We start from the raw sequence: 24349 nt of genomic DNA on the forward strand, positions 1-24349 counted from the left end.
TACGTACAAATACATATCCTAATTACAAAAGAAGAGGAGATAAAATGACTAAAAATAATGAAGCTGGTTGGAATTTAGATAATAGTTATACGACTTTACCACAATCATTCTATACAGAAATCCCCCCTACTCCCGTAAGTTCACCGGAGCTAGTTAAACTAAATCATTCACTAGCAATATCTCTCGGCTTTAATCCTGAAGAATTGAAAAAAGAAGTTGAAATTGCTATTTTCGCTGGTAATGCATTCCCTGAAGGAGCTCATCCATTAGCTCAAGCGTATGCCGGTCATCAATTCGGACATTTTAATATGTTAGGCGACGGCCGTGCCCTTTTAATTGGCGAACAAATTACTCCTTCCGGTAAACGTTTTGACATTCAACTGAAAGGTTCTGGCCCTACTCCGTATTCACGCCGCGGTGATGGTCGTGCTGCACTCGGTCCGATGCTACGTGAGTATATTATTAGCGAAGCAATGTATGCACTTGATATTCCGACTACTCGAAGTTTAGCAGTTGTCTCAACTGGCGAACCAACATATCGTGAAACAAAGTTACCCGGAGCAATTTTAACTAGGGTTGCTAGTAGCCATATACGTGTTGGCACATTTCAATATGCTGCCGCTCGTGGTTCTACCGAGGATCTTCAATCACTAGCTGACTATACGATCAAAAGGCATTATCCAGAAATTGAATCTCATAAAAATCCATATACTGCATTACTACAAGAAGTCATTAAAAGACAAGCAAGTCTTATCGCTAAATGGCAACTTGTTGGATTTATCCATGGTGTAATGAACACTGACAATATAACGATTAGTGGGGAAACGATTGATTACGGTCCTTGTGCATTTATGGACAATTACGACCAAGGAACCGTATTTAGCTCTATTGACACACAAGGCCGTTATGCATATGGAAACCAACCATATATGGCTGCTTGGGATCTCGCTCGTTTAGCTGAATCTTTAATACCTATCCTACATGAAGATGAAGAAGCAGCATTAAAGATTGCACAAGACGAAATTTCAAAATTTAGCGTACAGTATGAAAACAATTGGTTCCTTGGAATGAAAAAGAAATTAGGACTATTTAGCAACGAGGAACAAGATCAATCACTTATTGAGCAACTTTTAAAAATGATGGAGAAATATAAAGCGGATTATACAAATACCTTCCGTTCTTTAACTCTTGATACTATCGAAAATACAGCTCTATTTGAAAGTCCTGCATTTAAAGAATGGTACAAACTGTGGCAATCTCGATTAGAAAAACAAGAAGAATCAAAAGAGAACGCCTATGAGATGATGAAAAATAATAACCCGTCGATCATCCCAAGGAACCACCGTGTGGAAGAAGCATTAGAAGCAGCTGTTACAGATGGAGATTATAGCGTAATGGAGAAACTTCTTGAAGCTTTATCAAATCCTTATGCTTATTCTGCAGAGCAAGAAGAATACTGCGTTCCACCTGCGCCGACGAATCGTCCTTATCGTACTTTTTGTGGGACTTGATTGTTTAATATGTAACAAGGTGTGTTCATACCAATTGTGTGAACGCACCCTTTTTATATCCCACCACTCAACTAAAACTTTAAAATGCACATCCCCCGATGCCATTTCTTTAATCCAAAACAAATTCTACACTATTCCAATAGACTTACTCGTAAGCTTGTTAAACAAATATTGAGAAATATAAAACATCATTTCTAAATATTTTTATTTTTGATACTATATTTTATAAGAATATTCAAAAAGTGAGGGGATTTCATGAACGTTCAACTACAAGGTAATGAACAAATTACAAAATTATTTAATGACTGGTATTTTGCTATGCTAAAACAAGATGTATCCCAAGCGACAAACTTAAAGCATGAAATTGAGGAAAAGGAACTAAACTTCGAGGAAGATGAAAATTTAGCATTATATCATTCCTTACTAGAGTTTCGACATAAAGTTTTGACAGATAGTTTAAGTATTTCAAAAGATAGCTTTGATAAAATAGATTCTTACGTAATCTCATCCAATCATCCACTGTCTTACTACTATCACTTCTTTAAAGGCATTTATGCAACTTTAACCACAGACTATAACATAGCTAGCGAACATTATAAACAGGCTAAGTTATTATTAGTAAATAACACTGATAATCTAGAGCATGCTGAATTTTATTATCGAATGGCGATTTTCCATTATCACTTTTACCAACCAATTGAATCCATTGAATATGCAACTAAAGCTAAAGAGATTTTCGATAAACAAACTGGCTACGAAGTTAAAGTTGGATTATGTAAAAATACATTAGGTGCCTCATTTGTATATTTAAAACAATATGAACAAGCGGAAGAACAATATAATTCAGCAATACACCTTTTACAAAAATCTAATGAAAAAGAATTAATTTTAAGTGTACGTAATAATTTGGGTTGGTTATATGCGAGTCAAAACCTCTCCACACTCGCAATCCGTCACCTATCAGAAGTAACTGAAAAGAAGCCTACACATTTCAAAGCTCTCTTCTTGCAAGCAAGAGAACACTCTAAACTAGATGAAACAATTATCGCTGAAGGATTAATCCAAAAAGGGTTAAAAATTTGTACGGAATTAAATAATGAAGAATATATATATCATTTTAAAATTCTAAACGAACTAAATAATAATGTTGGTTCTGAAGAATTAGAAACAATTATTCTTAAAGGAATTACGTTTTTCGACAAAGAATTATTATATAACTACACTCAAGAATACTCAGAAAAATTAGCTGTTAAATTTTATAGTGAAAATAACCACATTAAGGCAAGTGAATATTTTCATAAAGCGTTACAAGCAAAAGAAAAAACGTTTGAGAAAGGGGCATTGAAATGATAAAAAAAATTAGCTCTGTTTTTTTAGGACTATCTGTTTTCGGTATTTTGGCTACTGGTATTCATAGTTCATTTACATACCAAGCGGGTCATGCTGATCTTCCTACACCACAAAGACCTGACCTTGTTCAATCCGTTGGCGTAAGTACAGACTACAACTCAACAACAACTGAAAAAGCACTTTAAAAAATGAAAGACCTTCAATTAAGAAGGTCTTTTTAAATACGCTTATTTAGAATATTTCCCTTTCATGCAGGTTTTATTTTCTCATCAACTCCGCAATCCTCTTACTCCCCTCACTACCAACTTTCTCAAGTTTCTCCACAACTAAATTCCGTCTCTCTATAGAATGATTTTGACTTAACTTCGCTTTTCCTTCTATTTTATTTATCTTTATTTTAAACCCAACTATCCCCTTACTTAACCCTGCCATATAATCCGGGTCTACATCATCAAGTGAGTAGGTGCTCTGTGGATCTTCATATTTATGTACTAAGTCTTGAAGAGAATTTAATAATTCCTGTTTATCTTCAACAACTTCTAACTCTCCATATACATGTACTGCAACATAGTTCCATGTTGGTACAGCTTTGTTTGTTTCATACCATGACGGAGAGATGTAACTATGCGGCCCTTGAAATATAGCTAATACTTGCTGATTCTCACTATCTTTCCACTGTGCATTCGGACGTGCGAAGTGACCATATAACGTGAGCGTTTCCCTATTTAGCAACAACGGTAAATGCGTTGCATATGGTTCCCCGTTATGTTGAGAAAATAATGTCGCAAAGCTATTTTGTTCAATTGTTTCGTACTTCATCTCTTCATCTTGTATTGCAAAATATTTTGGTATGTACATTAGCTCCCTCTTTTCCGCTCTTTTCTATTTTCTTTCCTATTATATTTAGTAATCGCATCAATCAACAGGGCCAGTTTGTCATTATTTTATAGTGGCAGCATTCAATTTAATAAGAATAGGTCGCATGTACTTAATGCGACCTTAGTTTATTTTTCCAAATATATTTGTAATAAATGCTGTTTTACCTTCGCCATAGCTCGATCGATTTTTCGACTCTCTTGCTAACTCTTCCTTCAAGTTTCCATACTCATTAGCTACTTCAGTATGTTCACGCAGGTAATCTCGAAACGCTATATGCCTTCTCAACTCTTCACTATTTTTATCACACACATATAAATGATGTTCCATCCAAACTGTATTTCCCTCGTTCCATGGAACGAACGCATCCTTTCTTCCAAACGCTTCTCTTCCTTTAAAGCTCCATTCTAACTGATGATAGTACCCTATCTTCTCCAGTTTTTTTACTACCTCATGAAAAATTTCGTACTCTTCTATTACAACATCAATATCTAATATTGGTTTTGATGCAAGCCCTTTAACAGATGTACTCCCAACATGTTCAATAGATACAATGCTGTCTTCCATTACATTGTTAATAAGAGTGTGTATTTTATTAAATTCACTTTCCCATTTGACATCATATTCTTCGATAGCAATTCTCTGCTTCAACGTATCCCTCTTCTCAAAATAAATTATAAACGTTGAATATGAGTATCCTTAAAATCCGTCTCATATTTCAACCCATATCCAAACATTCGATCCATTCCAATATGTGCTATCCATATTAAACCAATCATAATAACTATATCTATCTTAAAATAAACACCTATGATAACAATTAATATCGATATGATATATGTGTGAAATAAATTATAAATGTTAGCACCAACGTGATTATTGATCCCATACGCTAACATGGATAAATCCGGCGCTAAAAGGAATACAAAAAATATAATCCAACTAAATTCATATATCGAATACATATAAATCGTGGCTAAAAATACAACCATTCCTTCAAAATGTACAATACGTTTTTGCATTATTTATCATTCCTCTATTTCAAATGAAATGCTTATCTCTTATTTTTCTATATTTATTGATAAATTTTCCCTTTGTATTTTTGACCAAACTGTCGCTAATATTGGCCCTGCAATGTTATGCCATACTGCCGCTAATACACTTGGGAGTGCAGCAGCCGGTCCAAAATGCAAAATACTTTCCAGCTATATTACTTATCGCTTCTAGTATTTTCATCCACTCAGCCCCTATCTTTTAATTGAAACACCTTATTCGGATTCAAAATATTTTGCGGATCAAGAGCTTTCTTTATTTTCTCCATTACAAATAATGCCGCCCCATGTTCTTCTTCTTGATACTTTCGTTTTCCGATTCCAACGCCATGTTCTCCTGTACACGTTCCTCCTCGTTTAAGAGCATACAGAACGATACTTTCGTTTATTTCGTCTGCCTTCTTCACTTCCTCTTTATCATTTGTGTCAATCATTAAGAGTACATGGAAATTCCCATCCCCAACATGACCGAGAATACCACCAATAAGGCCTACTTTATCTAATACCTCTTTCGCATGTTGAATTGCGCCAGCTAATTCCGAAATTGGCACACATACGTCTGTACTCATTAGCTTTTTACCAGGATAACTATGCACGTAAGAGTACGCTAAGTTATGTCTTGCATCCCACAGTTTATTTCTCGCTGCTGTTTCCGTCTCAAACGCAATTTCTATACATTTATGATCAAGAACGATTTCTTTCGTAAATTCAATATCTTGCTTTAACCCTGCTTCATTGCCGTGAAACTCTAAAAACAGCGTCGGTTCTTCTCTGTAACTTGTTTCATTGTAATGATTTACTTGTTTCATAGATAATTCATCAACGAGTTCAATTCTCGCGATTGGAATACCTGCTTGTAATATGTTAATTACAGCTTCTACTGCATCATTTATAGTTGGAAACGATGCCCTGGCAGCCATAACATGCTCTGGTATACCATATACTTTTAAAGTTAATTCTGTAAAACATCCAAGCGTCCCTTCTGAACCTACGAAAATACCATTTAAATGATAACCTGATGATGACTTCGCTGCTAAATTCCCCGTATGTATTATGCCTCCATCAGCTAGAACCACTTCTAAATCACGAACTTGATCACGCATTACGCCATACTTAACCGCTGTCGTTCCGCTTGCATTTGTAGCAGCCATTCCACCTAACGTTGCATCGGCTCCTGGGTCTACACTAAAAAACAAACCGTATTTCTTCAGTTCTTTATTGAGCTGAGAGCGGGTCACTCCTGGCTGTACTCTCACAAGAAAATCTTTCTCCATTATTTCAAGTATTTTATTCATAAGAGAAAAATCCATTGTGATTCCCTTTTCATACGGAATTACATGTCCTTCTAAACTAGAGCCTACCCCAAATGGAACGACAGATCTTTTATGCTCACTCGCTACTTTCATTATCCCGCTAACCTCTTCGGTCGTTTTTGGAAAAACAACTACATCAGGTAAACTACTAGTATGGTAAGATTCATCTTTACTATGTAACTCTCTTACTGTTTCATTTATTACTACTCGCTCTTCAGGAAGTATATCCTTTAATTCATTTACTAAATGCTCAATTGTTATTTCCATAACTAACTCTCCTTTTTTAATTTTAAAATAAGTATACCATTTTTATACAAAATAATTAGAAAAATGAGATTTTTTAACTTTAAGCATACAAAAAAGAACTTGTAGCACTCGCTACAAGTTCTTTTTAAACTACATTTTATATGACTTCTTTATTAACAACATAAACCAAATTAAAGTAACTGCCATCAATGAATGAGAGAAACCTACAATATACGTTAACTCTTTAAAATCCGCTCCATTTAATTGAAGAAGCCCTCTCGCTGCCAGCGAACCTAACATTAAAGTTAATGCAATGTTATGTAAAACAAACCATTTATTAAATCCTTTCACTTCATGAAACGCGAATACTTTTGCTAATCCTAAAGCAATTAAAAAGAAGAAAAAACCAAGTACAAGTGTATGTGTATGTAAAAGATTTAATAAAGTAGAGCCTAAAATCCCTTTATACTTCCCATACTCCCTAGCAAATATTCCTGACAATAAACCGATAATTAAATACGTAAACGATGCATTATATAATTTTTTCATTATATACCTCCTTGAGTAGAATGTGTAGTGTGTCATATTTAGTAATAATGATAGTTATATAGTAAAAACTCCTAGTCACCTAGGAGTTATTGTATAAGCATCTCACTCTTTACAATCAAATCTAATTATAAAATATCCTTTTATACAAAACAAACGAACTTTATGTGAACAAGTAGAGCGTAATTAAAATATGTTGCACTTTTGTATTACGCAATCCATACTAATTGTTATAACATTTAAAGGTGGTGCAATAGATTGATAGTTCTTGAAACTGAACGACTCACTCTTCGTTGGCTCGATATAAAAGATGCTCCGTTTATTCTTGAATTAGTAAACGATCCTGCATGGATTCAGTTTATTGGCGATAAAGGGGTTAGAAACTTAGAAGACGCAAAAAATTATATCGTAAACGGACCAGTCGATATGTATAACAAACTCGGATTTGGCCTTTACTTAGTAGAGAGAAAAGAAGACCTCACGCCACTTGGCATGTGCGGTCTTATTAAAAGAGATTCATTAGAAGATGTTGATATCGGCTTTGCCTTTTTAGAAAAATTCCGTTCAAAAGGATATGGCCACGAGTCTGCTTCTGCGGTAATCGAATACGGTGTACAAAAATTTGGACTGAAACGAATTGTAGCAATTACTTCAATAGATAACACCGCCTCAGGAAAGCTTTTAGAAAAAGTAGGATTGCAGTTCGAAAAGATAATTTCAGACTCAGGAGAAGATTTAAAATTATTCGGGTATAACGTATAATACTTAAGACGCAATTCATTGAACCTCTTCCTATAACTGAAGGTTTTGGCAAGGAAAAGAACAGCCAATTACTTAAAAAGTATTTCTGGCATTTGTTCCACGAGCAGACAACCAAAATGGTGTCCTATATTTTATTGCAAGAATTCCTAAATCTCCCCAAAATTCATTGTAAATTTATAATGAGTGAGTTCATTTGCATATAAAAAAGACAGGGATAATTAGAATATTACTTCATTGAAAAAAACAAAAAGGAACCCTTTACGGATTCCTTTTTGTTTTTCACTCTTTTTCAAACAGTGCATTTTTGCACCTAACTTTAGTATAACCTATAATTTCTATAAAATAAATATGATTTATTATTATGTCCAGGAATTATTTTAAGCCACTAGATACTGCTGTCCAGAATTGTTTATTCTCCTGTCCTATTGCATAAACGGAAACCCCTGCAAGATTCTTTGTGATTGTATAGTGAGTTTTTTGTTTAATACTTGTTTCATCCTCATACCAAACTTCATGCTTATGATTATTTTTATCCGTATACGTAAACACCATCGAACCAGACGCTCCATCACGACGCGGTTTTGCATTTGTTTTTTGAATAAGTTCATTTGTGTCCTTCCAAGCAAGCATTTTGCTATTACTTTTATCACTCAAATCCCAATCATTTCCGTATGCAGGGATACCCATAATAATTTTTTTATTATCTACCACTCTAGTAGTGTAATTTAGATTTTCTTCTAACCATGGCTTACTAATAGTAGATCCTGGTTGACTCCATGTACCATGTTCATCGTAAGTCATTACTTGAAGAAAATCTACATTTTCACCTAATTGAGCATAATCAAATGGCCATGTCCATGTATTCTCACGATCATCCTCATTCTTGGCAGGAACCGATACCACAACAGAATGACCTGAACCATGGAATTTTTTTGATGTCTCTTTTACAAAAGTAGTAAGTAAGTCCCGATCTTCTGGCTTAATATTTTCTAAATCAATATTTACGCCATCATACTTATATTTAACAACTATATTATATATTTGATTTATTAATTTTGTTCTTTTCCCTGAATTAGAAAGAACGTTATGAGCTAAATTCTCGTCAAAGTAATTAATATCATTATTAAAGTTAGATAAAGCTGCATAAATTTTTATTTTATTTTTTTGCGAATAGGACAATACTTCTTTAGGTGCTTCCCCTTGCACAGTACCATCTGCATAAAAGAAAAAGTTATCTGTTGATACTTGATTCATTGCTGGTTGTGTTACCTTTAGAGAATCAGTGGATGTACCATATAAGGTATACCCGAGAACAATAGGTTGTTCTGTGCTATCGGCAGAAACTAACATAGTATTGTATGCTAGAATTGCAGATAGGCTGAAAGCGATTATGTACGGTTTTAACTTCATTTTTCTATCTCTCCTTTTTTGAGTAATATATATTCACGAATATAAATCTGATTATCTTTATAAAAAGATTATATAGATACAATATAAATTACTCTATAGTAAATTACCTCAACTGAAAAATTCTCTCCCTTCATCACTCCAAGTGTTTACACCGTGTAAACACCACAAACAAATAGTAACCCTAAGTATTTTTAATGTCAACACTCATTTTTATTGTGTGCAATAGACAATACTAAAAATTCTAGACCAGATATATAATCTTGCTTAAAATTAAGAATTTCACAAAAAGATAGTTACAACGTGTTAACACACATATATAATTCAAATCGCTAGGGTATTTACACGATGTTAATACCTTTATCCTCTCTAAAAATGATAGTTTGTACACTATACAAAAGCTCTAAGGAACTTGTTGAATGAAAAAATTCAGGAAATAACAAACATTACTTAGCAAGTACTTTCAGTTTAAAAGAAGGTATAGTTTTTACATTAGTAAATACAGACGCAGCTGAGAATTTGAACACTAAAACGAACATACGCACAAAAACCAAAATCACAAACTCGTTACTAAATAAGCAATTTGTTTAGTAAGGTAATAATATAAACTGATACTATATGTTTTTATATAACCTGATTACCATATGACTAATATTGATTTGTAATTTATTTCATATTAAAATGGTGAGTAATATTAATAAATAAAAACTATTTACAATATGGAGTGCAAATTAATGGTCTCAACACGGAAACAAGAATTAGAACAGATGCGTAATGCTAGAAGAATACAAATTTTAGATGTTGCATTGGAGTTGGCCTTAGAAAAGGGATTAATGGATATCACTATTGTGGATATCGTTAATAAAGCAAAAATTAGTAGAGTTACCCTTTACAAATACTATAAATCCATTCATGAAATTTTATTTAATATTCAAATCCGAATCTTAACAGAGTTACTAGAAGCTGAAAAAGAAGAAGTACAAAACGGAACTAACGCTTTCGAAAAGATGGAATCTATGTTTAAATTTATTAGTCATCAATATCAAACAAACTCCTCCCAATTCCGCTTCATAGGCTTGTTTGATCAATTGTATTCTAAATCGTATCCTACACCAGAGTTAGAAGAAAAATATACATCTATTACAGGGCAAGCTTTATTCACATTACAAGAATTAATCGAAGAAGGAATACAAGATGGTTCATTCCGTAAAGATATAGATCCTCGATTACTTGCCTTAACCATTACCCATATCTTATTGGGTACCTTATATCGAATGGCTACGAGAAGTGATGTGTATGAAAAAGAAAGTATTGACTGCTCTGATGAACTGTTACAAACTTTAATTAACTTTTTAATTACTTCTGTTTCTCACAGATAACTATCTAGGCTTCTTCACATTTAGAAAAGCTATTTATATTTTAGGTTGAAGGTCTAACTAATTATCTATTGATAAATAAGTATAAAAAAGAAGTTCTACTCAATATAGATAGAACTTCTTTTCACTTTACTTCACATATACGGAGTTCTCACTTATTCATTCCACATCGTGTTTAAAAACATGAGAAACTCATCTTCATTTACAGGTTTACTGTAATAATAGCCCTGAATTAGATAGCATGCATTTTGTTGTAACACTGTTAACTGTCCCTTCGTTTCCACCCCTTCTGCTATCACTTTCATATTTAAAGTATGCGCTAGTGAAACAATGGTTTGTATAATTTCATCTCCATCAGTAGAAGTTTCGATCCTATTAACAAATTCTCTCGGAATTTTCAAAGTATCAATTGGATACAGTGGCAGATACGCTAATGAAGAATAACCTGTACCAAAATCGTCAATTGATAAATGTACACCATATGATTTTAATGCTTTTAACTTCGATAAAGTTTCTTTTTCATCTACCATTGCTATTCGCTCTGTTAATTCCAAATCAATAGAACTAGCAGGTACTCCTATTTCTTCTATGGTCGATATAATTATTTGGACAAAGTCTTTCTGTTCAAACTCTATAGCTGATAAATTTATCCCCATCTTTAGATTTGAATAGCCCGCAGAATGCCATTCTTTCAGCTGTCGACACGCTTTCTGTAATGTCCATTTCCCAATTGAAATAATCTGCGACGTTTCTTCTGCGATAGGTATAAACTCAAAAGGAGAAATCAGCCCGAGCTCTGGATGTTGCCAACGTAGTAAAGCCTCTGAACCAATAACCTTACCTGCCTTACTATCAATCTGTGGTTGATACAATAAAAACAACTCATTATTTTCAATTGCATTTGGTAAATCCTGTTCTAATCGTAATCGACGGGTTATTTTTCGAGATAATGTCTCGTCATACATACAAACAGCATTGTTACCTTTTTCCTTTGCACTATACATAGCAATATCAGCATGTTGTAAAAGTGTAGTAGTATTTATTCCTCCAAACGGATACACTGCTATTCCTATACTAAGAGATAAGTAAAAACTATGCTGATTTACTACAAATGGTTCTTCAGTTATACGAAATAAAGTTTCACACAAATCCAATAGCTGTTGCTCTGTTTGGTTATGGATAATGATCGCAAACTCATCTCCCCCTATTCTTGCTAGAGGAATAGTCGGTGACAGACATGTCCTAAAACGGTTGGCAACTTCTTTTAAAACCCTGTCACCAATCGAATGACCCAGTGTATCATTAATAGTCTTAAAGCGATTCAAATCAATATACAAGAGCCCAAGCTTATCCTGTGTTTTTTGTGCACGCTTAATAGATTTTTCTAATTCCTGCTGGAAGAATATACGATTTCCAATCTCCGTCACCGTATCATGGAATGCAAGATAATTTATCTCATCCTGCTGTTGTTTCATCCTCGTTATGTCTTTTACCATTACATAACTCCCAAAGGTTTGTCCTTCTATCATAATAGGAACTATAGTGACATACCAAAAGAGTATATCCTTCTCATTGTTATTTTTCACACGTAACTGTAACGAAGATGAACTACATCGTTTTCCTTTCTTTATAGCCGATTCCAATTCAGATTTATCCTCATCTAAAAAAATAGAGAAGCACTCTTTCCCTATTAATACAGCACTGTCTTTTCCTAATAACATACTTCCAGCCTGGTTTATATTTAATACGGTACCATTTGAATCAATCGTTAATATAGGATCCGGATGATACTCATATAGTGACTTAAATCTCTCTTGATTTTTTACCAAATCATTAGATTTGTTTATTAAATCCATTGTTCTTTGAGATACTGTTTGTTCTAATTGATTATTAAACACTTTTAATGTTTCAGTTAAATCTTTGTTTTGCATTCGTACGATTGTATGACGAATCAGTACAAATACAAAAGCAATACAATTTCCCATAATCAGTGTAGATGAAGAAGTTTGCTCTTTCAAAGTAAAGCCAATTAAAACTGTAACTGCAAGATAAGGGAAAATGACAAGAATTTTCTTTCCAAATGTCGGATTAATAATAAAATAATTTCTTTTAGAAGATGCATTCTTTGGAATTGTAGCAGCAATAGCGATAAATAATAGGAAAACTCTATACAAACACCTTAATAATATAACTGAACGATCTGATAAATCGTCTTGTAAATAAAAATACAAGTAGTCCGTAATAGCCAATCCGGTTAATACTAGGATAAAAATAAACAATTTACTTTTTGTATTGAAAATAGCTGGTCGAAAGATTAGGGTAACTCCAAGTAATAGAAGCAATAAATCTAAAATCGGAAAAATAAATGAGAGAAAAACATCTCCAATTGATAAAAATAAGATATTTGCAGAAGGTTTATTAAATAGGTACCACTCTAATGTAAAAATAGCAGTAACAACAATACATAAATCACAAAGTAAATACGCTTTCTCCCACTTGTTACATTCCATCATGATTTTATAAAAGAACGCAAAGAGAAAGAAAAATAAGAAAAACAACAAAAATACATCAGAGATATTAAAATTTTGTATTGGCAATTCCACATTAAGTACTTGAAAAGCGGATATGAAATTCCCTATCAAGAAACACCCTATTGCAATAATAATGCAAACCCAGAATACTTCTAACTTAATTTTTCTAGCTAATATAGAATACAGTAATGAGATAAACACAGTAGTTTCAATGACTAAAGATGATAGTCGGATATTAAAATCTGATACGAAATAATGATTCGGAAAAACAAATAAAAATATAAAGCAAAAGCTTATATAAGCTATTAAAGCCAATATCAATACATAAAATTGCACATATGCATGTTTACGCAATGGACTCACCTTCTTGAGTTTTTTCTATACTTTTATTAAAAAATGTCTTGATAGTGGCACAACTCCTACTAATTAAAATGTGTGCCACCTATTATCCATATTATGACCTTTTTAAAAGATTTCTTTCTACATACAACAGTCTTGTTAATTTTTTGTATATGTTTACAATTTTTAATACCGAGGATTCCAAAAAGGATAAGTTGAAAAATGTAGTTTTTTAAGTGTTGTGCATAGTAAATTTGGATGGTACAACTTAACTACTCTTTAAATATGAGATAGAATATAATCCTCTATTGGATTATATTTAGTTGCTAACTATCACACTTAAAAGAAATGAAAATATACTATCATTAACATGGAAATTCGAATTAATTTACGAAACTAACTGTAACTATTATAGTTACAACCAAGATTGATGTCAATTTCAAATCTCTCCCCTTTTAATGGACAAAAGGCATGAAATATTGAACAATAATACGATATTTATAAAAAGAAGGTAATGTTTTATTTCCTTACTCAAAGAATTATAAATGATTTAGGATTAGGTGAAGCTGATTCTGATATTGCATCTCAAAAAAGAATGTTACTTTAAAAATAGAATTATGAAAGGAATGATGGATGAATAATGATTAACTAATTTATATTTTAAGTTGAATTTTATAACTTCAAACTATAAAATATAGGGTTAGTCTATCCATTTTTAAAATTCAGTTCATACTTTATTTGTCATGATTCAAATAATTAATAAGTACTTATTAATTATAGACGAAAGACTAATCTCTCCGATTACAAATTGGGGGATTTTTTTATTCCCGTTTTATGTTAGTTGAAACTTATTAATTGTTACATACACCTAACAAATAAAGGAGCGAAAAAAATGAGTACTTCAGACACTATTATTACACATGTAATGCTCTATATAAGTCGTTAATATCCATCAAACTTATATAGAGGAATTAAAAAATGGATGGATGTTCCTCCTTTATATGAAACGTTTCGATATATAAAGGAGGAATTATTATGTCAATGATAAAAGTCCAAGACTTAACTTTTTCATACCCACGTAGCTTTGATACTATTTTTGAAGGTGTAAACTTCCAAATAGATACGGATTGGAAACTGAGATTTATCGGTAGAAACGGACGAGGTAAAACGACATTCTTTAATTTATTGTTAGGGAATTATGAGTATAGTGGGAAAATCCTTGCTTCAGTAGAATTCAATTACTTCCCCTATCCTGTTGCAGATAAGAACAAACTTACTCATGAAATCCTTGAAGAAATTTGTCCCCAAGCAGAAGATCGGGAATTTCTACGTGAAATATTCTATAAAAAACTCATTTATATATATGGGACGAACCACTAAATTTAATAGATATCTATTCGCGTATGCAGATTGAAGAGCTTATTCAACAATTTAATCCCACAATGGTTATTGTTGAGCATGATAAGGTATTTCAACAAACAGTTGCAACAAAAACTATATCTATGTAGCTCAAAGCGAACACTTGAAAATATAATCAGTACATCGAATCATTAACTGAAAAATACTTTGATAAAATGATGAAAAAGGCCTAGTTTCTCTATAATACATTGAGAAATTAGGCCTTTTAATAAGAAAAGTAGGATTCTTAAACATTAAATACAGTTTAACTTTTCAATTCTATTTTCACAGATTCATATATTCTTCTAAAGTCAGGTTTTTCTTATATATATTTTCAGCAATATGTCCTACATAGCGAATATGCCAAGGTTCATATGCATAACCTGTAATACTTTCCTTCCCCTTAGAATAACGAATGATAAATCCTGCACGATGCGCATTTTCTTTCAACCATTTGCCTTCCTTCGTGTTCGCAAACGCTAGCTCTAGTTCATTATTTGCACTTTTAGATGAAACGTCCATCGTTAATCCTGTTTGATGTTCACTATGTCCAGGCTTTGCCGAGAAACGATCCGTATGCTCTTGTCCTTTCTTTTTAACATTGTTGGCATACAGAGTTTTTTGATATTCATAGGAACGAAACCCTGAAACAGCATTCAACTGGATCCCCTCTTGCTTAGCTAGAAGGAATAACTTTTCTAGCGCTTCAGCTGCTTCTTTACGCAGATAACTCTTTTCTACCGTTCCACTAAATGAGAATGGTACATTCGGTACTACTAAATCCTTTGGCTTATAGTCTTCGGGCAATCCATATTCCTTATTTACTACAGCCTGTATACTAGCAAAAGAACTTGCTATCTTATTTGAAGTCCCATTTTGCTTACTATTATTCTCATTATTTATGGAGTTTTCACGAGTTTCATAATTTGTCTTTTCTGGTTCTTTACCAATAGATTGATTGGTGTAAACGATAAAGACACCTAGTATCACAATCATACAAGTGAAAATCCCTACTAATTTAATTCTCATTATTCATTTCCTTCCTAACACGCTTACTGTTTCTCGTTCATCATACTTGAACCATATCAAATCCATATTAATTTGACGTGAACTTTTCTTCATACAGTATTCCTTACTAAAATGACAGTATATCTTCCTATTTCTTTGCCACTCTTAAGATTCCAATATATAAAATCCATTCTATTCCTACATATAGAAAAACAATCTGAAAATTTGTATAATAAGATGAAAAGTGTAGCATTCTATTATAGAAAGGTCTTGGTATGATGCTAGGTATTCATGTAAAAAAAACAAAGGAAGAGTTAATTATTTCATGGCAGTTGGCGAAGGTTACGATTCCATTAGGTGATGTGATTGAGGTTATCGAAGATTCTACCTATGCTGGCGTTGAAGAATCAAATGTGATTCGTATTGGAACAGCATATGGTACAACGGATCGTATTTTAATTAAAACGGTAAAACAAAATTATGTATTATTTACTACGAATAAATTTTCGATTTTAAATGCTATTCACGCTTAAAATCGAATGTCCAAACTGACTCAAACAAAATCCGAGTTAAGTTCAAAAATGAAAGGTCTTCTAATTATTAGAAGACCTTCTTTGTAAAAATGATATAGTTATTATGCGTTTCTACGTTTGATAAATAATACAGTTCCAAGAGCTAATAATAAAAGGCCAACGCCCATTGAGATCCACATGGATAAATCTCCACCTGTAACTGGTAATATTCCTGATTTTAATGTCTTTTCTGCTTTTTGTTGTTCTGGTGTTGGAATGCTTTTATCTGGATGCGGCTGATCTGGTTTTGGTTGATTAGGTTTTGGTTGTTCCGGTTTTACTTCTTTAAATTTCACTGTTTGCCCCTTATCTTCGATGTCAACATGTATAGCTACCAAGACATTATCTTGATACAATTCTTCAAACACTACCACTTCTTTACCTTGTAATGCAGAAGCATTAAATGTGAAATCTAGTGTGATAGAACCATTTTTTTCTTTTGCTGTAAATTTAGATTCTACTGTTACTTCTTTACCATCAACTACTAATGGTTTTTTTGTTGCTTTATCCATTAGTTTGCCTTTTACAACGTACTCTTTACCTACGATTAAGTCTTTGTATTCCACTTTATCTTGGATTGTTACAGATTTAGAAGCATCTAACTCTTTAGAACCATCAGCTTTGTTTGTAGCTGTCGTTTTAATAGAAGGCTCTACAAATCGAACTGTTTGACCTACATCGTTAATGTCAGCGTGAGTTGCTATTACTTGACCTTCATGTAACAAGTCTTCAAACACGACTACTTCTCTTCCTTGCTGCTCAGCACCAACGAAAATAAAGTCTAATGTTACAAAACCATTCTTTTCTTTTGCAATAAATTTAGTCTCAGCTGTTACTTCTTTACCACCAATTAATAATGGTTCGTTAATAGCTTTGTTCATTAATTTCCCTTTTACAGTGTACTCTTTACCAACAACTAAGTTAGTATACTCCACTTTATCTTGGATAGTGATAGCATCCTTTGCATGAATCTCTTTTCCACCATCAGCTTTGTTTGTAGCAGTTGTTTTTACTAATGGCTTAACGAACTTAACTGTTTGACCTTTATCATTGATATCAGTATGTGTCGTAACAACTTTTCCGTCTTTCAGTAACTCTTCGAATACTACTACTTCCTTTTCTTCTAAACCAGTTGCATCAAAAGTGAAATCTAGTGTGATAGATCCGTTTGCTTCTTTTGATGTAAACTTAGTTTCAGCAGTTACTTCTTTACCATTTACAACTAATGGTTTATTAGTCTTTTTATCCATTAATTTACCTTTTAAAGTGTACTCTTTACCTACTTGTAGGTCTTTGTATTCCACTTTATCTTGGATTGTTACAGACTTAGAAGTGTGCATTTCTTTTGTGTCATCAGTTTTATCAGTAGCTGTTGTTTTTATTGAAGGAATCTTTTCATCTTTGACAATATGTTTAATGATTTGACCATTCTCTTTGATCTCAAAAGAGAACGTTTCTTCATTCAATACATAACCTTTTGGTGCAACAGTTTCTTTATATGTGTATTTTCCAAATGGTAACTTTTCAAACTTCGCGATACCTTTATCGTCTGTTTTTCCTTTTACTACTTCTTTTCCTGCTTCATTATAAATAGTAAACTCTGCATTTGGAAGTTTGTTGTTTCCATCAGCTACATCAACTTTTGTAATTTCTAGATCACCTTTGATAAGATGATTAACTGCTAATAACTCAATAATTTTCCCATGTTCCTTTATTTCGAACACAATTGGTTCTTTAATAAGAACATAACCATTTGGAGAAGCCTTTTCTACAAATGAATATTTACCATATGCTAAATTTTTGACGTTAACTTCACCATTTTTATCTGTCTTATATTCACCAATAACTTTCCCACTTGCATCTTTTAACTCGAATACTGCACCTTCTAATTTTTTGCTGATATCTTCATTATCTACTTTAAGTAATTTTACACTACCTTTTACTTCGGTATTTTCCACTGTAAAAGTAAGTGTTTTATTGTGCTCTTTAATTTCAAAAGGATACTTTGTTTTATTTTCAATATATCCATTAAGTGTTTTTGTCTCTAAGAAATAATACTTACCATACGTAAGACCTTCAACGTTTGCAATTCCATTTTCTTTTGTTACTACTTTTTTCACTTCTTTTCCATCTTCAGTGAAGACTGTGAATTCAACATTTGGTAAAACCTTTCCTGAATCACTAAGTTTTTTAATTTCGATGTTACCTTTTACTTTATTGTTTACTACTTGAACAGCTCCTGTTTCCCCTGTTTTAACTTCAATAGTTTGTGGTTTATCACCTGAAACATAACCTGTTGGTGCTTTAATTTCTTTTACTGTATATGTACCAATTTGTAGGTTATTTAATTCTGCAGTACCATCAGCACCAGTCGTGATTTTTCCAACTGATTCATTATTTGCATTAAAGACTTCAAATACTGCACCAGCTAGAACTTCCCCATTTTCTCCAACCTTTTTAATTTTTAAAGAACCAGTTGCTTCCCAATTTACTGCAAGATCACCACTAAGCTTTTCTTCATTTCTTTCTAATAATACTGTAGCATTCTGAACAGTATCCGTGCCGCGGTAAGCAATTGCTTGAACTTTAGTTAAATTAGCAGCAACACTTAAATTAAATTCACCTGTTTTTGTGTTCTTAGGAATTTGGATACGGAATTTTTCCCCAACTGAAAGCTGATCTCTCACTTCACCATTTTCACTAACAATTTTAACTCCATTAGGGGCATTTTTCGCTACTACCTTATAAGAACCACTCTTAGCATTTGTTTGCACTGTGTATAGATTCGTTTCAAAGAACTCACCCTTTAATTCTGCTTTTTGCTTTTCAGCAGGAATCACATTCATAAAAATATCTTGCGTCTCTTCACTATTATTAGCATTACTAATAATAGCCTTAGCTGCTTTTTCAACATTTTTATTCTCATGTTTTAATTCATTTACATCAAGTTGTCCTAATGCATTCCAGACCGCAAGCTGAGTTGCATAATGCGCTTCATTTTTATTAGCTACTCCCAGCTGTTCAGTACTTTTTTGTGGGAAACCATTTAATAAGACCTTATATACTACATTATCTGTTTTCCCCATTTCAGGAAGATCTTCACCATTTGGTGATTTTAATCCAAGAGTTAAGCAATAAGCAATTTGACCACTTGAATTTTTAATAATTTCAGTTCGAATGTACTTACCTAGACTATTACTATAACTCCAGTCCATTGAATATTTTTCATGCGTCATAACTTCTGCACTAGCCCTTGGTAAAAACACATTAAGGAATAATGCCAGTACTGATAATAATGTAAAAACTCTTATAATAACTCTCTTACTCAATTCTGAAACCTCCCTAAAATAAATTTATCTGAGTATATATCGCAATATCTAAAACATTCACGAGCAACCCGATTATCATTATAAAACAACAAATTACAAATATTAAACAAAATTGGCTAAATAGTCATAAAATTTACACATTTTAATATTTTTCAAGTTTTTAAATGAGTTTACTATATACAGATTCCAAAACACGACTGCAATTAACCAGATAAATATGTATGTTAAATATGTAACTAGTAGTTCTTTTGTTCAAGTTAGTAATCTTCTATTTTATCCAACCATTACTGTAAGAAAATCCACCCAATTGCTTTTACCTAATAAATAAAAAAAGGCATCAAAAGTTTCGCTTTGTAATCATATATTTTGGCATATTTAATTATCTTTAAAAGAGGCCACTATTTAAATTACTAGTTTACTTCTTTCCATTTTATTTATAAATATGTACAATTTGTTCAACAAAAAAAGTTCCCTATTTTATATGAGGAAACTTTTTACGTAGTATGAACCTAAAAACCTAAAATCCCTATAATCTGGCGGGCCTTAGCATTATCAATATAATAATGCATCTCTAATCCTCGTCTTTCTGCACGGAGTACGGTTCCCTTTAATTTTGATAGATGCTGTGAAACAGTGGATTGCGGGAGTTTTAATATTTTCGTTAACTGTGTAACATTACACATTTTATGGTGCATTAATTCATTTACAATTTGTAATCGAACGGGATGTGCCATTACCTTTAATACATCTACATCTTCTTCACTGATTTTAACTCGATTTCTATTAGATAGTAATGTTGTCATTTCACATTCTCCTTTATTATTTATTTCTATTTTCCTATTATCCTTATAAGTAGTACTTATAGATGATTACCATTTGTCCTGTTGAGAAAATATATTCTCTTTATTAAATAAAAAAAAGACCCCTATCCTGAAAAACAGTAATTACTACTTCATTGAATTAATGTCCTCTAATTTTCAGCCAAACTATATTTTAGAAAGATTATTTCATAGTCTATTACATGATTTTGAGCAAGGTTTAACATACTTTGTTAAGCGAAAAATCTATAAGAAATCTTCCTTCATTTCGCCTTATACAACTTATACTATTTATTTCTCAACACAAATAAACGAAATTAAATTCCCAATAACGATACCTTCAGCTGTTAATTCTCATTCCTTTGTGAAAGTCCCTCTCTTTAATAACAGGGACTTTTAACTTTCCCCAATTAAAAAATAGCCTTTTCATTTCATTTTCTTGTTACCTCGAATAATATGTACCCCTCTTTTAATCTATTAATTCCTTATTACACTCCTCCATTTAGATATAAGGGGAACTTCTCATTCAAAGAATAAATTATGCAACATTGCATTTGATAACCATTTTCATTGTAACTATAATGATTACAGGGTTGCTATTAATCCAAATATTCTACATGGAGGTTTTATTATGTTCAAAAAAATTATTGTATCTTCTATGGCGCTTACTATGTTCGGTGGAGCTACAACTATGCTAGAGGCACCTACTGCTCAAGCAGCTTCTTATAACTCAACATCATCCTCTTACTTTGATGTCACTCCTGAAGAGGCCGCGGCTTTCTATCAATCTCAAGACTATAAAAAATTAAAAGTATTTATGGATGACTTTGAAGCTAGAAATCCTTATACTCCTGGTGGGGGCTACGCTCAAGGTAGTGTACGTATGCAAAAATTCAACGATGCTCTTAGAAATGCTAAATTAACAAATGTCTACCAAGAATTTATTAGAATCTCATACTACAATCATTATCCAGAACCAAAATAATAACAACGAATAAAATATTTATTATTTCTATAACTTAGCCTAATTTTAAATGTATAGCCTAAAAATAATGATTAGAAACCACTCCTATAAGAGTGGTTTTTCTATTTCCCAATATAATTTAGCTGCATGTTAAGTCACCTTTATTTTGAAATCTTTCATAATGGATATTCTCTCGTTTACACAAACTAGTAGATTAGCGAAGAAAATATCAAAATGTCTTTATAAGTGGTTGGAAGTAATTCTTTTCTGTTTCATAACAAAAAACGAGCACCCTCTCACAATTACATAAGGATGCTCGTTTTTACTTTTATGGGGGACTCTCGGGTCAATATCATCTCTTTCCAGAAGGTAAAAATTAAATCAGCTCATAAACAAGTTTTTTTAAATTTAATTCATAGATCTTACTGCAACTTGGAATTGTCCCTTAGAACCATCATCATTTGAAACGTAAATTTTATATGTTCCAATCGGTAATGGAGATAAAGCATTCCGTACATTTGTAACATTAATTTGTTGTTCTCCAGGTTTTATATAACCACCAACAATTAACTCCGTATTTGGGCCTTTTACACTATACCCCATTGTATTTTGGCCATTATTTTTCATAAAGAAGCTTAAATCAGTACTCCCATTATATACAAAAGAAGTGACAGCCTCTCCACTATAATCCATTGTTTGAGTTAATAATATGTCTGCAGGAACGTGTTCAACTATATTAATTGCATCATTCGTTTTGTGCACTTCTTCAGCATAAGTATTATTCCCTAACACACCAAGTGTTAATGCCGAAATCACTCCACAACTAAGCACTAGTTTATTTAACTTCATTTTAAGTTCCCCCTTGATGTTTGTATTCTATTACCATCATACATTCTTTTTTAAGTGCGTTTTTATGTAATAATTCATATCCTTAAATATACATATAATAACTTTACGTATTAATATTTATTGAGTAACTCACATAGATAAAGCTACAGTATTATGTTTTATAAAAAAGAACATGTTAATTTCAAAGGTTTTTTCACACAAAATGTATACGATTCATTACCACAATACTCGAGTGAACAGTGTTTTCATTTCATATAAATTATATGAATAAAAAAATTTTAAATTTTCACTTTGTAATTCGGTAAATTCCATGTTAATATAACGAAAGCTACAAAACAATGGTCGTCATATATATTGTTTTCACAGAATATTCACACTCAGAAACCCATTATTTTACCAGTAATTCAATCCCAATTTTATCTATACAAAAGTTATTTTCTAATTTCATATGTACATAAATTCAAGTAGATTTTTTATCTATTATTTTTTCTATCTTCCTCATCAATTCTAATACGAGTAATATAATAACATTTTTTCAAGTACCCTTCCTTTTTTAGATAGAAAGTCTACTAATACTAAACATCTAGGTCCAACTTATACATAATCCTACTTACAAACTATCGGAGATGCAAAACTATGGGAATTTCTACTCTCTTATTAAATACCTTTATTATAATAATTTGTATCCTTAGCTATCACGTATTTTGGCTAGAATTTAGAGAAAAAATAACATGTAATAATATGTTAATTTCTACTCTCTCCTCTATTGCTATTATTTTTTGTATGACTTTTCCTTTTCATTTACATGCTGGCTTTATTTATGATTTACGTTTTATTCCTATCATATTAGTTTTTCTGTATGGAAATACAAAAAACATTGTTCTTATAGGAATTTTATATCTTTCTTATCGCTTTTACTTAGGTGGAAATGGCGTTCTTCCATCATTTATTATCTTTACAATTATTTCTGGTATAACAATGCTCTTCCGTTACTTATTACCTATGCATTTTAAAGAAAAAAAGATATTATTAAGCTTACTCCTTATTTTAGTATGTACAGCTTCACTTTCTATCTGCGGTATTGTAACTCAAATAAATACAGGAGGTAAAATAGACGCTACTCTCATAGAATTTTTATTAAATTATATAATCATTAATATTTTCACATTATTATTATCAGTTTATTTAATAGAGGGAATGATTGAGAAATATAAAATGAAAGAAAAACTGCAACGGGCTGAAAAATTTTATATAGCTAGCGAACTAGCGGCGTCAATTGCACACGAAATCCACAATCCACTAACCACGGTTCATGGATTCACTCAATTATTAAATGAAAAACATGCCTCTAAGCTATCTCAGGATCAGTACTTAGAAATCATGTTAATTGAAATGCAGCAAATACAATCTACTATCAATAACTATTTATCTTTAACCAAACCAAAGAACACCCTAAAAGAGAAAATAGATATTAATTACATATTAAATCAGGTGAAAGAAACTATTTCACCACTCGCTCTATCATACAAAGTTGACATAAAACAAAATAGTACAGATTCCTTTTATATAAATGGGGACCCCGAAAAATTCAGACTCTGTCTAAACAACATCATACAAAACGGAATTGAGGCTATGAAAAATGGTGGAGTATTACAAATAAATATACAAAAAATAAAAGGTAATATTATAGTTGATATTATTGATTCAGGTGTTGGAATGTCATCTCAACAAATAAAACGAATTGCTTTGCCGTTTTATTCAACAACAGAAAAAGGGACTGGACTTGGTACTATGATTGCTTACAGTATTATTAAAGAATTAAACGGAGATATAGAGATAGAGAGTGAATTAGGTAAAGGGACACGCTTTTCTATTAGTATCCCCTGCTAATGTAATGAAAGTTATTTAGATGATAAAAATTTTCTACTTAACTTTTTAAATAAATGAATTTTAAAAATCCCGCTACCTTACGTATCAATTATCTTACTTTCAAATAATAAGGATCAGAGTTTATCTGTAAAAACAGATAAACTCTGATCCTTTAATTAAACGTACTTAAAATTCACTACTTTTCTTACATTTTGATGAACTAATAATTTATC

Annotated in this window: 20 protein-coding genes and 1 pseudogene; 9 read left to right on the top strand and 12 right to left on the bottom strand. The window is 32.0% G+C overall.

Annotated features, from left to right (window positions below; all coding sequences use genetic code 11):
• Positions 1-44 precede the first annotated feature (44 nt).
• The 3 genes from MHB70_RS15705 to MHB70_RS15715 all read left to right on the top strand — a co-directional run bounded on the left by MHB70_RS15705 (position 45) and on the right by MHB70_RS15715 (position 3046).
• Positions 45-1511, top strand: a complete 1467-nt coding sequence (locus MHB70_RS15705) for a protein adenylyltransferase SelO (RefSeq protein ID WP_000164898.1) — start codon at positions 45-47, stop codon at positions 1509-1511.
• Between the two features lie 255 nt (positions 1512-1766).
• Positions 1767-2861 (top strand): response regulator aspartate phosphatase, encoded by a 1095-nt coding sequence (locus MHB70_RS15710; protein WP_061530514.1) that lies wholly within the window; start codon positions 1767-1769, stop codon positions 2859-2861.
• Positions 2858-3046 carry a Phr family secreted Rap phosphatase inhibitor gene (locus MHB70_RS15715; protein WP_000592019.1) on the top strand — a complete coding sequence of 63 codons (189 nt, stop codon included), beginning with the start codon at positions 2858-2860 and terminating at the stop codon, positions 3044-3046. The genes MHB70_RS15710 and MHB70_RS15715 overlap by 4 nt, the downstream gene beginning before the upstream one ends.
• Before the next feature lie 73 nt (positions 3047-3119).
• Here MHB70_RS15715 and MHB70_RS15720 read toward each other — a convergent pair whose 3' ends face one another.
• The 6 genes and pseudogenes from MHB70_RS15720 to MHB70_RS15745 form a co-directional block, all read right to left on the bottom strand.
• Positions 3120-3719, bottom strand: coding sequence for an FMN-binding negative transcriptional regulator (locus MHB70_RS15720; RefSeq protein WP_000275802.1), 600 nt, complete (start codon positions 3717-3719; stop codon positions 3120-3122).
• A 141-nt stretch (positions 3720-3860) separates the two neighbouring features.
• Positions 3861-4388 (bottom strand): GrpB family protein, encoded by a 528-nt coding sequence (locus MHB70_RS15725; protein ID WP_000813515.1) that lies wholly within the window; start codon positions 4386-4388, stop codon positions 3861-3863.
• 23 nt (positions 4389-4411) lie between these two features.
• Positions 4412-4759, bottom strand: a complete 348-nt coding sequence (locus MHB70_RS15730; protein ID WP_001172067.1) for a DUF4260 domain-containing protein — start codon at positions 4757-4759, stop codon at positions 4412-4414.
• A gap of 39 nt (positions 4760-4798) precedes the next feature.
• Positions 4799-4927: pseudogene (locus MHB70_RS15735) on the bottom strand (transporter); the annotation flags it as partial.
• A gap of 50 nt (positions 4928-4977) precedes the next feature.
• Positions 4978-6369, bottom strand: a complete 1392-nt coding sequence (locus tag MHB70_RS15740; RefSeq protein WP_061530515.1) for an FAD-binding oxidoreductase — start codon at positions 6367-6369, stop codon at positions 4978-4980.
• A 129-nt stretch (positions 6370-6498) separates the two neighbouring features.
• A complete protein-coding gene (locus MHB70_RS15745; RefSeq protein WP_000737890.1) occupies positions 6499-6897 on the bottom strand; it encodes a DUF2871 family protein in 399 nt (132 codons plus the stop codon).
• Between the two features lie 255 nt (positions 6898-7152).
• Here MHB70_RS15745 and MHB70_RS15750 point away from each other — a divergent pair, with 255 nt between their 5' ends.
• Entirely contained in the window at positions 7153-7656 is a 504-nt protein-coding gene (locus MHB70_RS15750) for a GNAT family N-acetyltransferase (RefSeq protein ID WP_000636222.1), read from the top strand.
• A gap of 372 nt (positions 7657-8028) precedes the next feature.
• On the opposite strand, the gene MHB70_RS15755 is transcribed toward MHB70_RS15750, so the two are convergent.
• The gene (locus MHB70_RS15755) at positions 8029-9066 is read right to left on the bottom strand and encodes a glycosyl hydrolase family 18 protein (protein WP_000769449.1); all 1038 of its coding nucleotides are present in this window, start codon (positions 9064-9066) and stop codon (positions 8029-8031) included.
• 731 nt (positions 9067-9797) lie between these two features.
• On the opposite strand from MHB70_RS15755, the gene MHB70_RS15760 reads away from it, so the two are divergent.
• Positions 9798-10442 carry a TetR/AcrR family transcriptional regulator gene (locus tag MHB70_RS15760; RefSeq protein WP_000255295.1) on the top strand — a complete coding sequence of 215 codons (645 nt, stop codon included), beginning with the start codon at positions 9798-9800 and terminating at the stop codon, positions 10440-10442.
• A 152-nt stretch (positions 10443-10594) separates the two neighbouring features.
• Here the strand turns inward: MHB70_RS15760 and MHB70_RS15765 are convergent, their stop codons facing one another.
• A complete protein-coding gene (locus MHB70_RS15765; protein ID WP_001225482.1) occupies positions 10595-13324 on the bottom strand; it encodes a sensor domain-containing protein in 2730 nt (909 codons plus the stop codon).
• A 1020-nt stretch (positions 13325-14344) separates the two neighbouring features.
• Between MHB70_RS15765 and MHB70_RS15770 the strand changes: the two genes are divergently transcribed.
• On the top strand, positions 14345-14689 hold the full coding sequence (locus MHB70_RS15770; protein WP_002104930.1) for an ATP-binding cassette domain-containing protein: 345 nt from the start codon (positions 14345-14347) through the stop codon (positions 14687-14689).
• A 303-nt stretch (positions 14690-14992) separates the two neighbouring features.
• Here MHB70_RS15770 and MHB70_RS15775 read toward each other — a convergent pair whose 3' ends face one another.
• Positions 14993-15736 carry a M15 family metallopeptidase gene (locus tag MHB70_RS15775; protein WP_001220647.1) on the bottom strand — a complete coding sequence of 248 codons (744 nt, stop codon included), beginning with the start codon at positions 15734-15736 and terminating at the stop codon, positions 14993-14995.
• 257 nt (positions 15737-15993) lie between these two features.
• Between MHB70_RS15775 and MHB70_RS15780 the strand changes: the two genes are divergently transcribed.
• The gene (locus MHB70_RS15780) at positions 15994-16248 is read left to right on the top strand and encodes a SunI/YnzG family protein (RefSeq protein ID WP_002104927.1); all 255 of its coding nucleotides are present in this window, start codon (positions 15994-15996) and stop codon (positions 16246-16248) included.
• Positions 16249-16349: 101 nt separating this feature from the next.
• Here MHB70_RS15780 and MHB70_RS15785 read toward each other — a convergent pair whose 3' ends face one another.
• Positions 16350-19616 (bottom strand): VaFE repeat-containing surface-anchored protein, encoded by a 3267-nt coding sequence (locus MHB70_RS15785; RefSeq protein WP_000044814.1) that lies wholly within the window; start codon positions 19614-19616, stop codon positions 16350-16352.
• A 509-nt stretch (positions 19617-20125) separates the two neighbouring features.
• A complete protein-coding gene (locus MHB70_RS15790) occupies positions 20126-20419 on the bottom strand; it encodes an ArsR/SmtB family transcription factor (RefSeq protein WP_000209596.1) in 294 nt (97 codons plus the stop codon).
• Between the two features lie 646 nt (positions 20420-21065).
• On the opposite strand from MHB70_RS15790, the gene MHB70_RS15795 reads away from it, so the two are divergent.
• Complete coding sequence (locus MHB70_RS15795; protein WP_000473492.1) at positions 21066-21419, top strand: hypothetical protein; 354 nt, start codon at positions 21066-21068, stop codon at positions 21417-21419.
• A gap of 387 nt (positions 21420-21806) precedes the next feature.
• Here MHB70_RS15795 and MHB70_RS15800 read toward each other — a convergent pair whose 3' ends face one another.
• Positions 21807-22247 carry a hypothetical protein gene (locus MHB70_RS15800; RefSeq protein WP_000773514.1) on the bottom strand — a complete coding sequence of 147 codons (441 nt, stop codon included), beginning with the start codon at positions 22245-22247 and terminating at the stop codon, positions 21807-21809.
• 636 nt (positions 22248-22883) lie between these two features.
• Here MHB70_RS15800 and MHB70_RS15805 point away from each other — a divergent pair.
• On the top strand, positions 22884-24137 hold the full coding sequence (locus MHB70_RS15805) for an ATP-binding protein (protein WP_000513030.1): 1254 nt from the start codon (positions 22884-22886) through the stop codon (positions 24135-24137).
• The last annotated feature ends 212 nt before the right edge of the window (positions 24138-24349 follow it).

It is taken from the genome of Bacillus sp. FSL M7-1020 (assembly GCF_038050415.1).
Taxonomy (GTDB): domain Bacteria; phylum Bacillota; class Bacilli; order Bacillales; family Bacillaceae_G; genus Bacillus_A; species Bacillus_A toyonensis.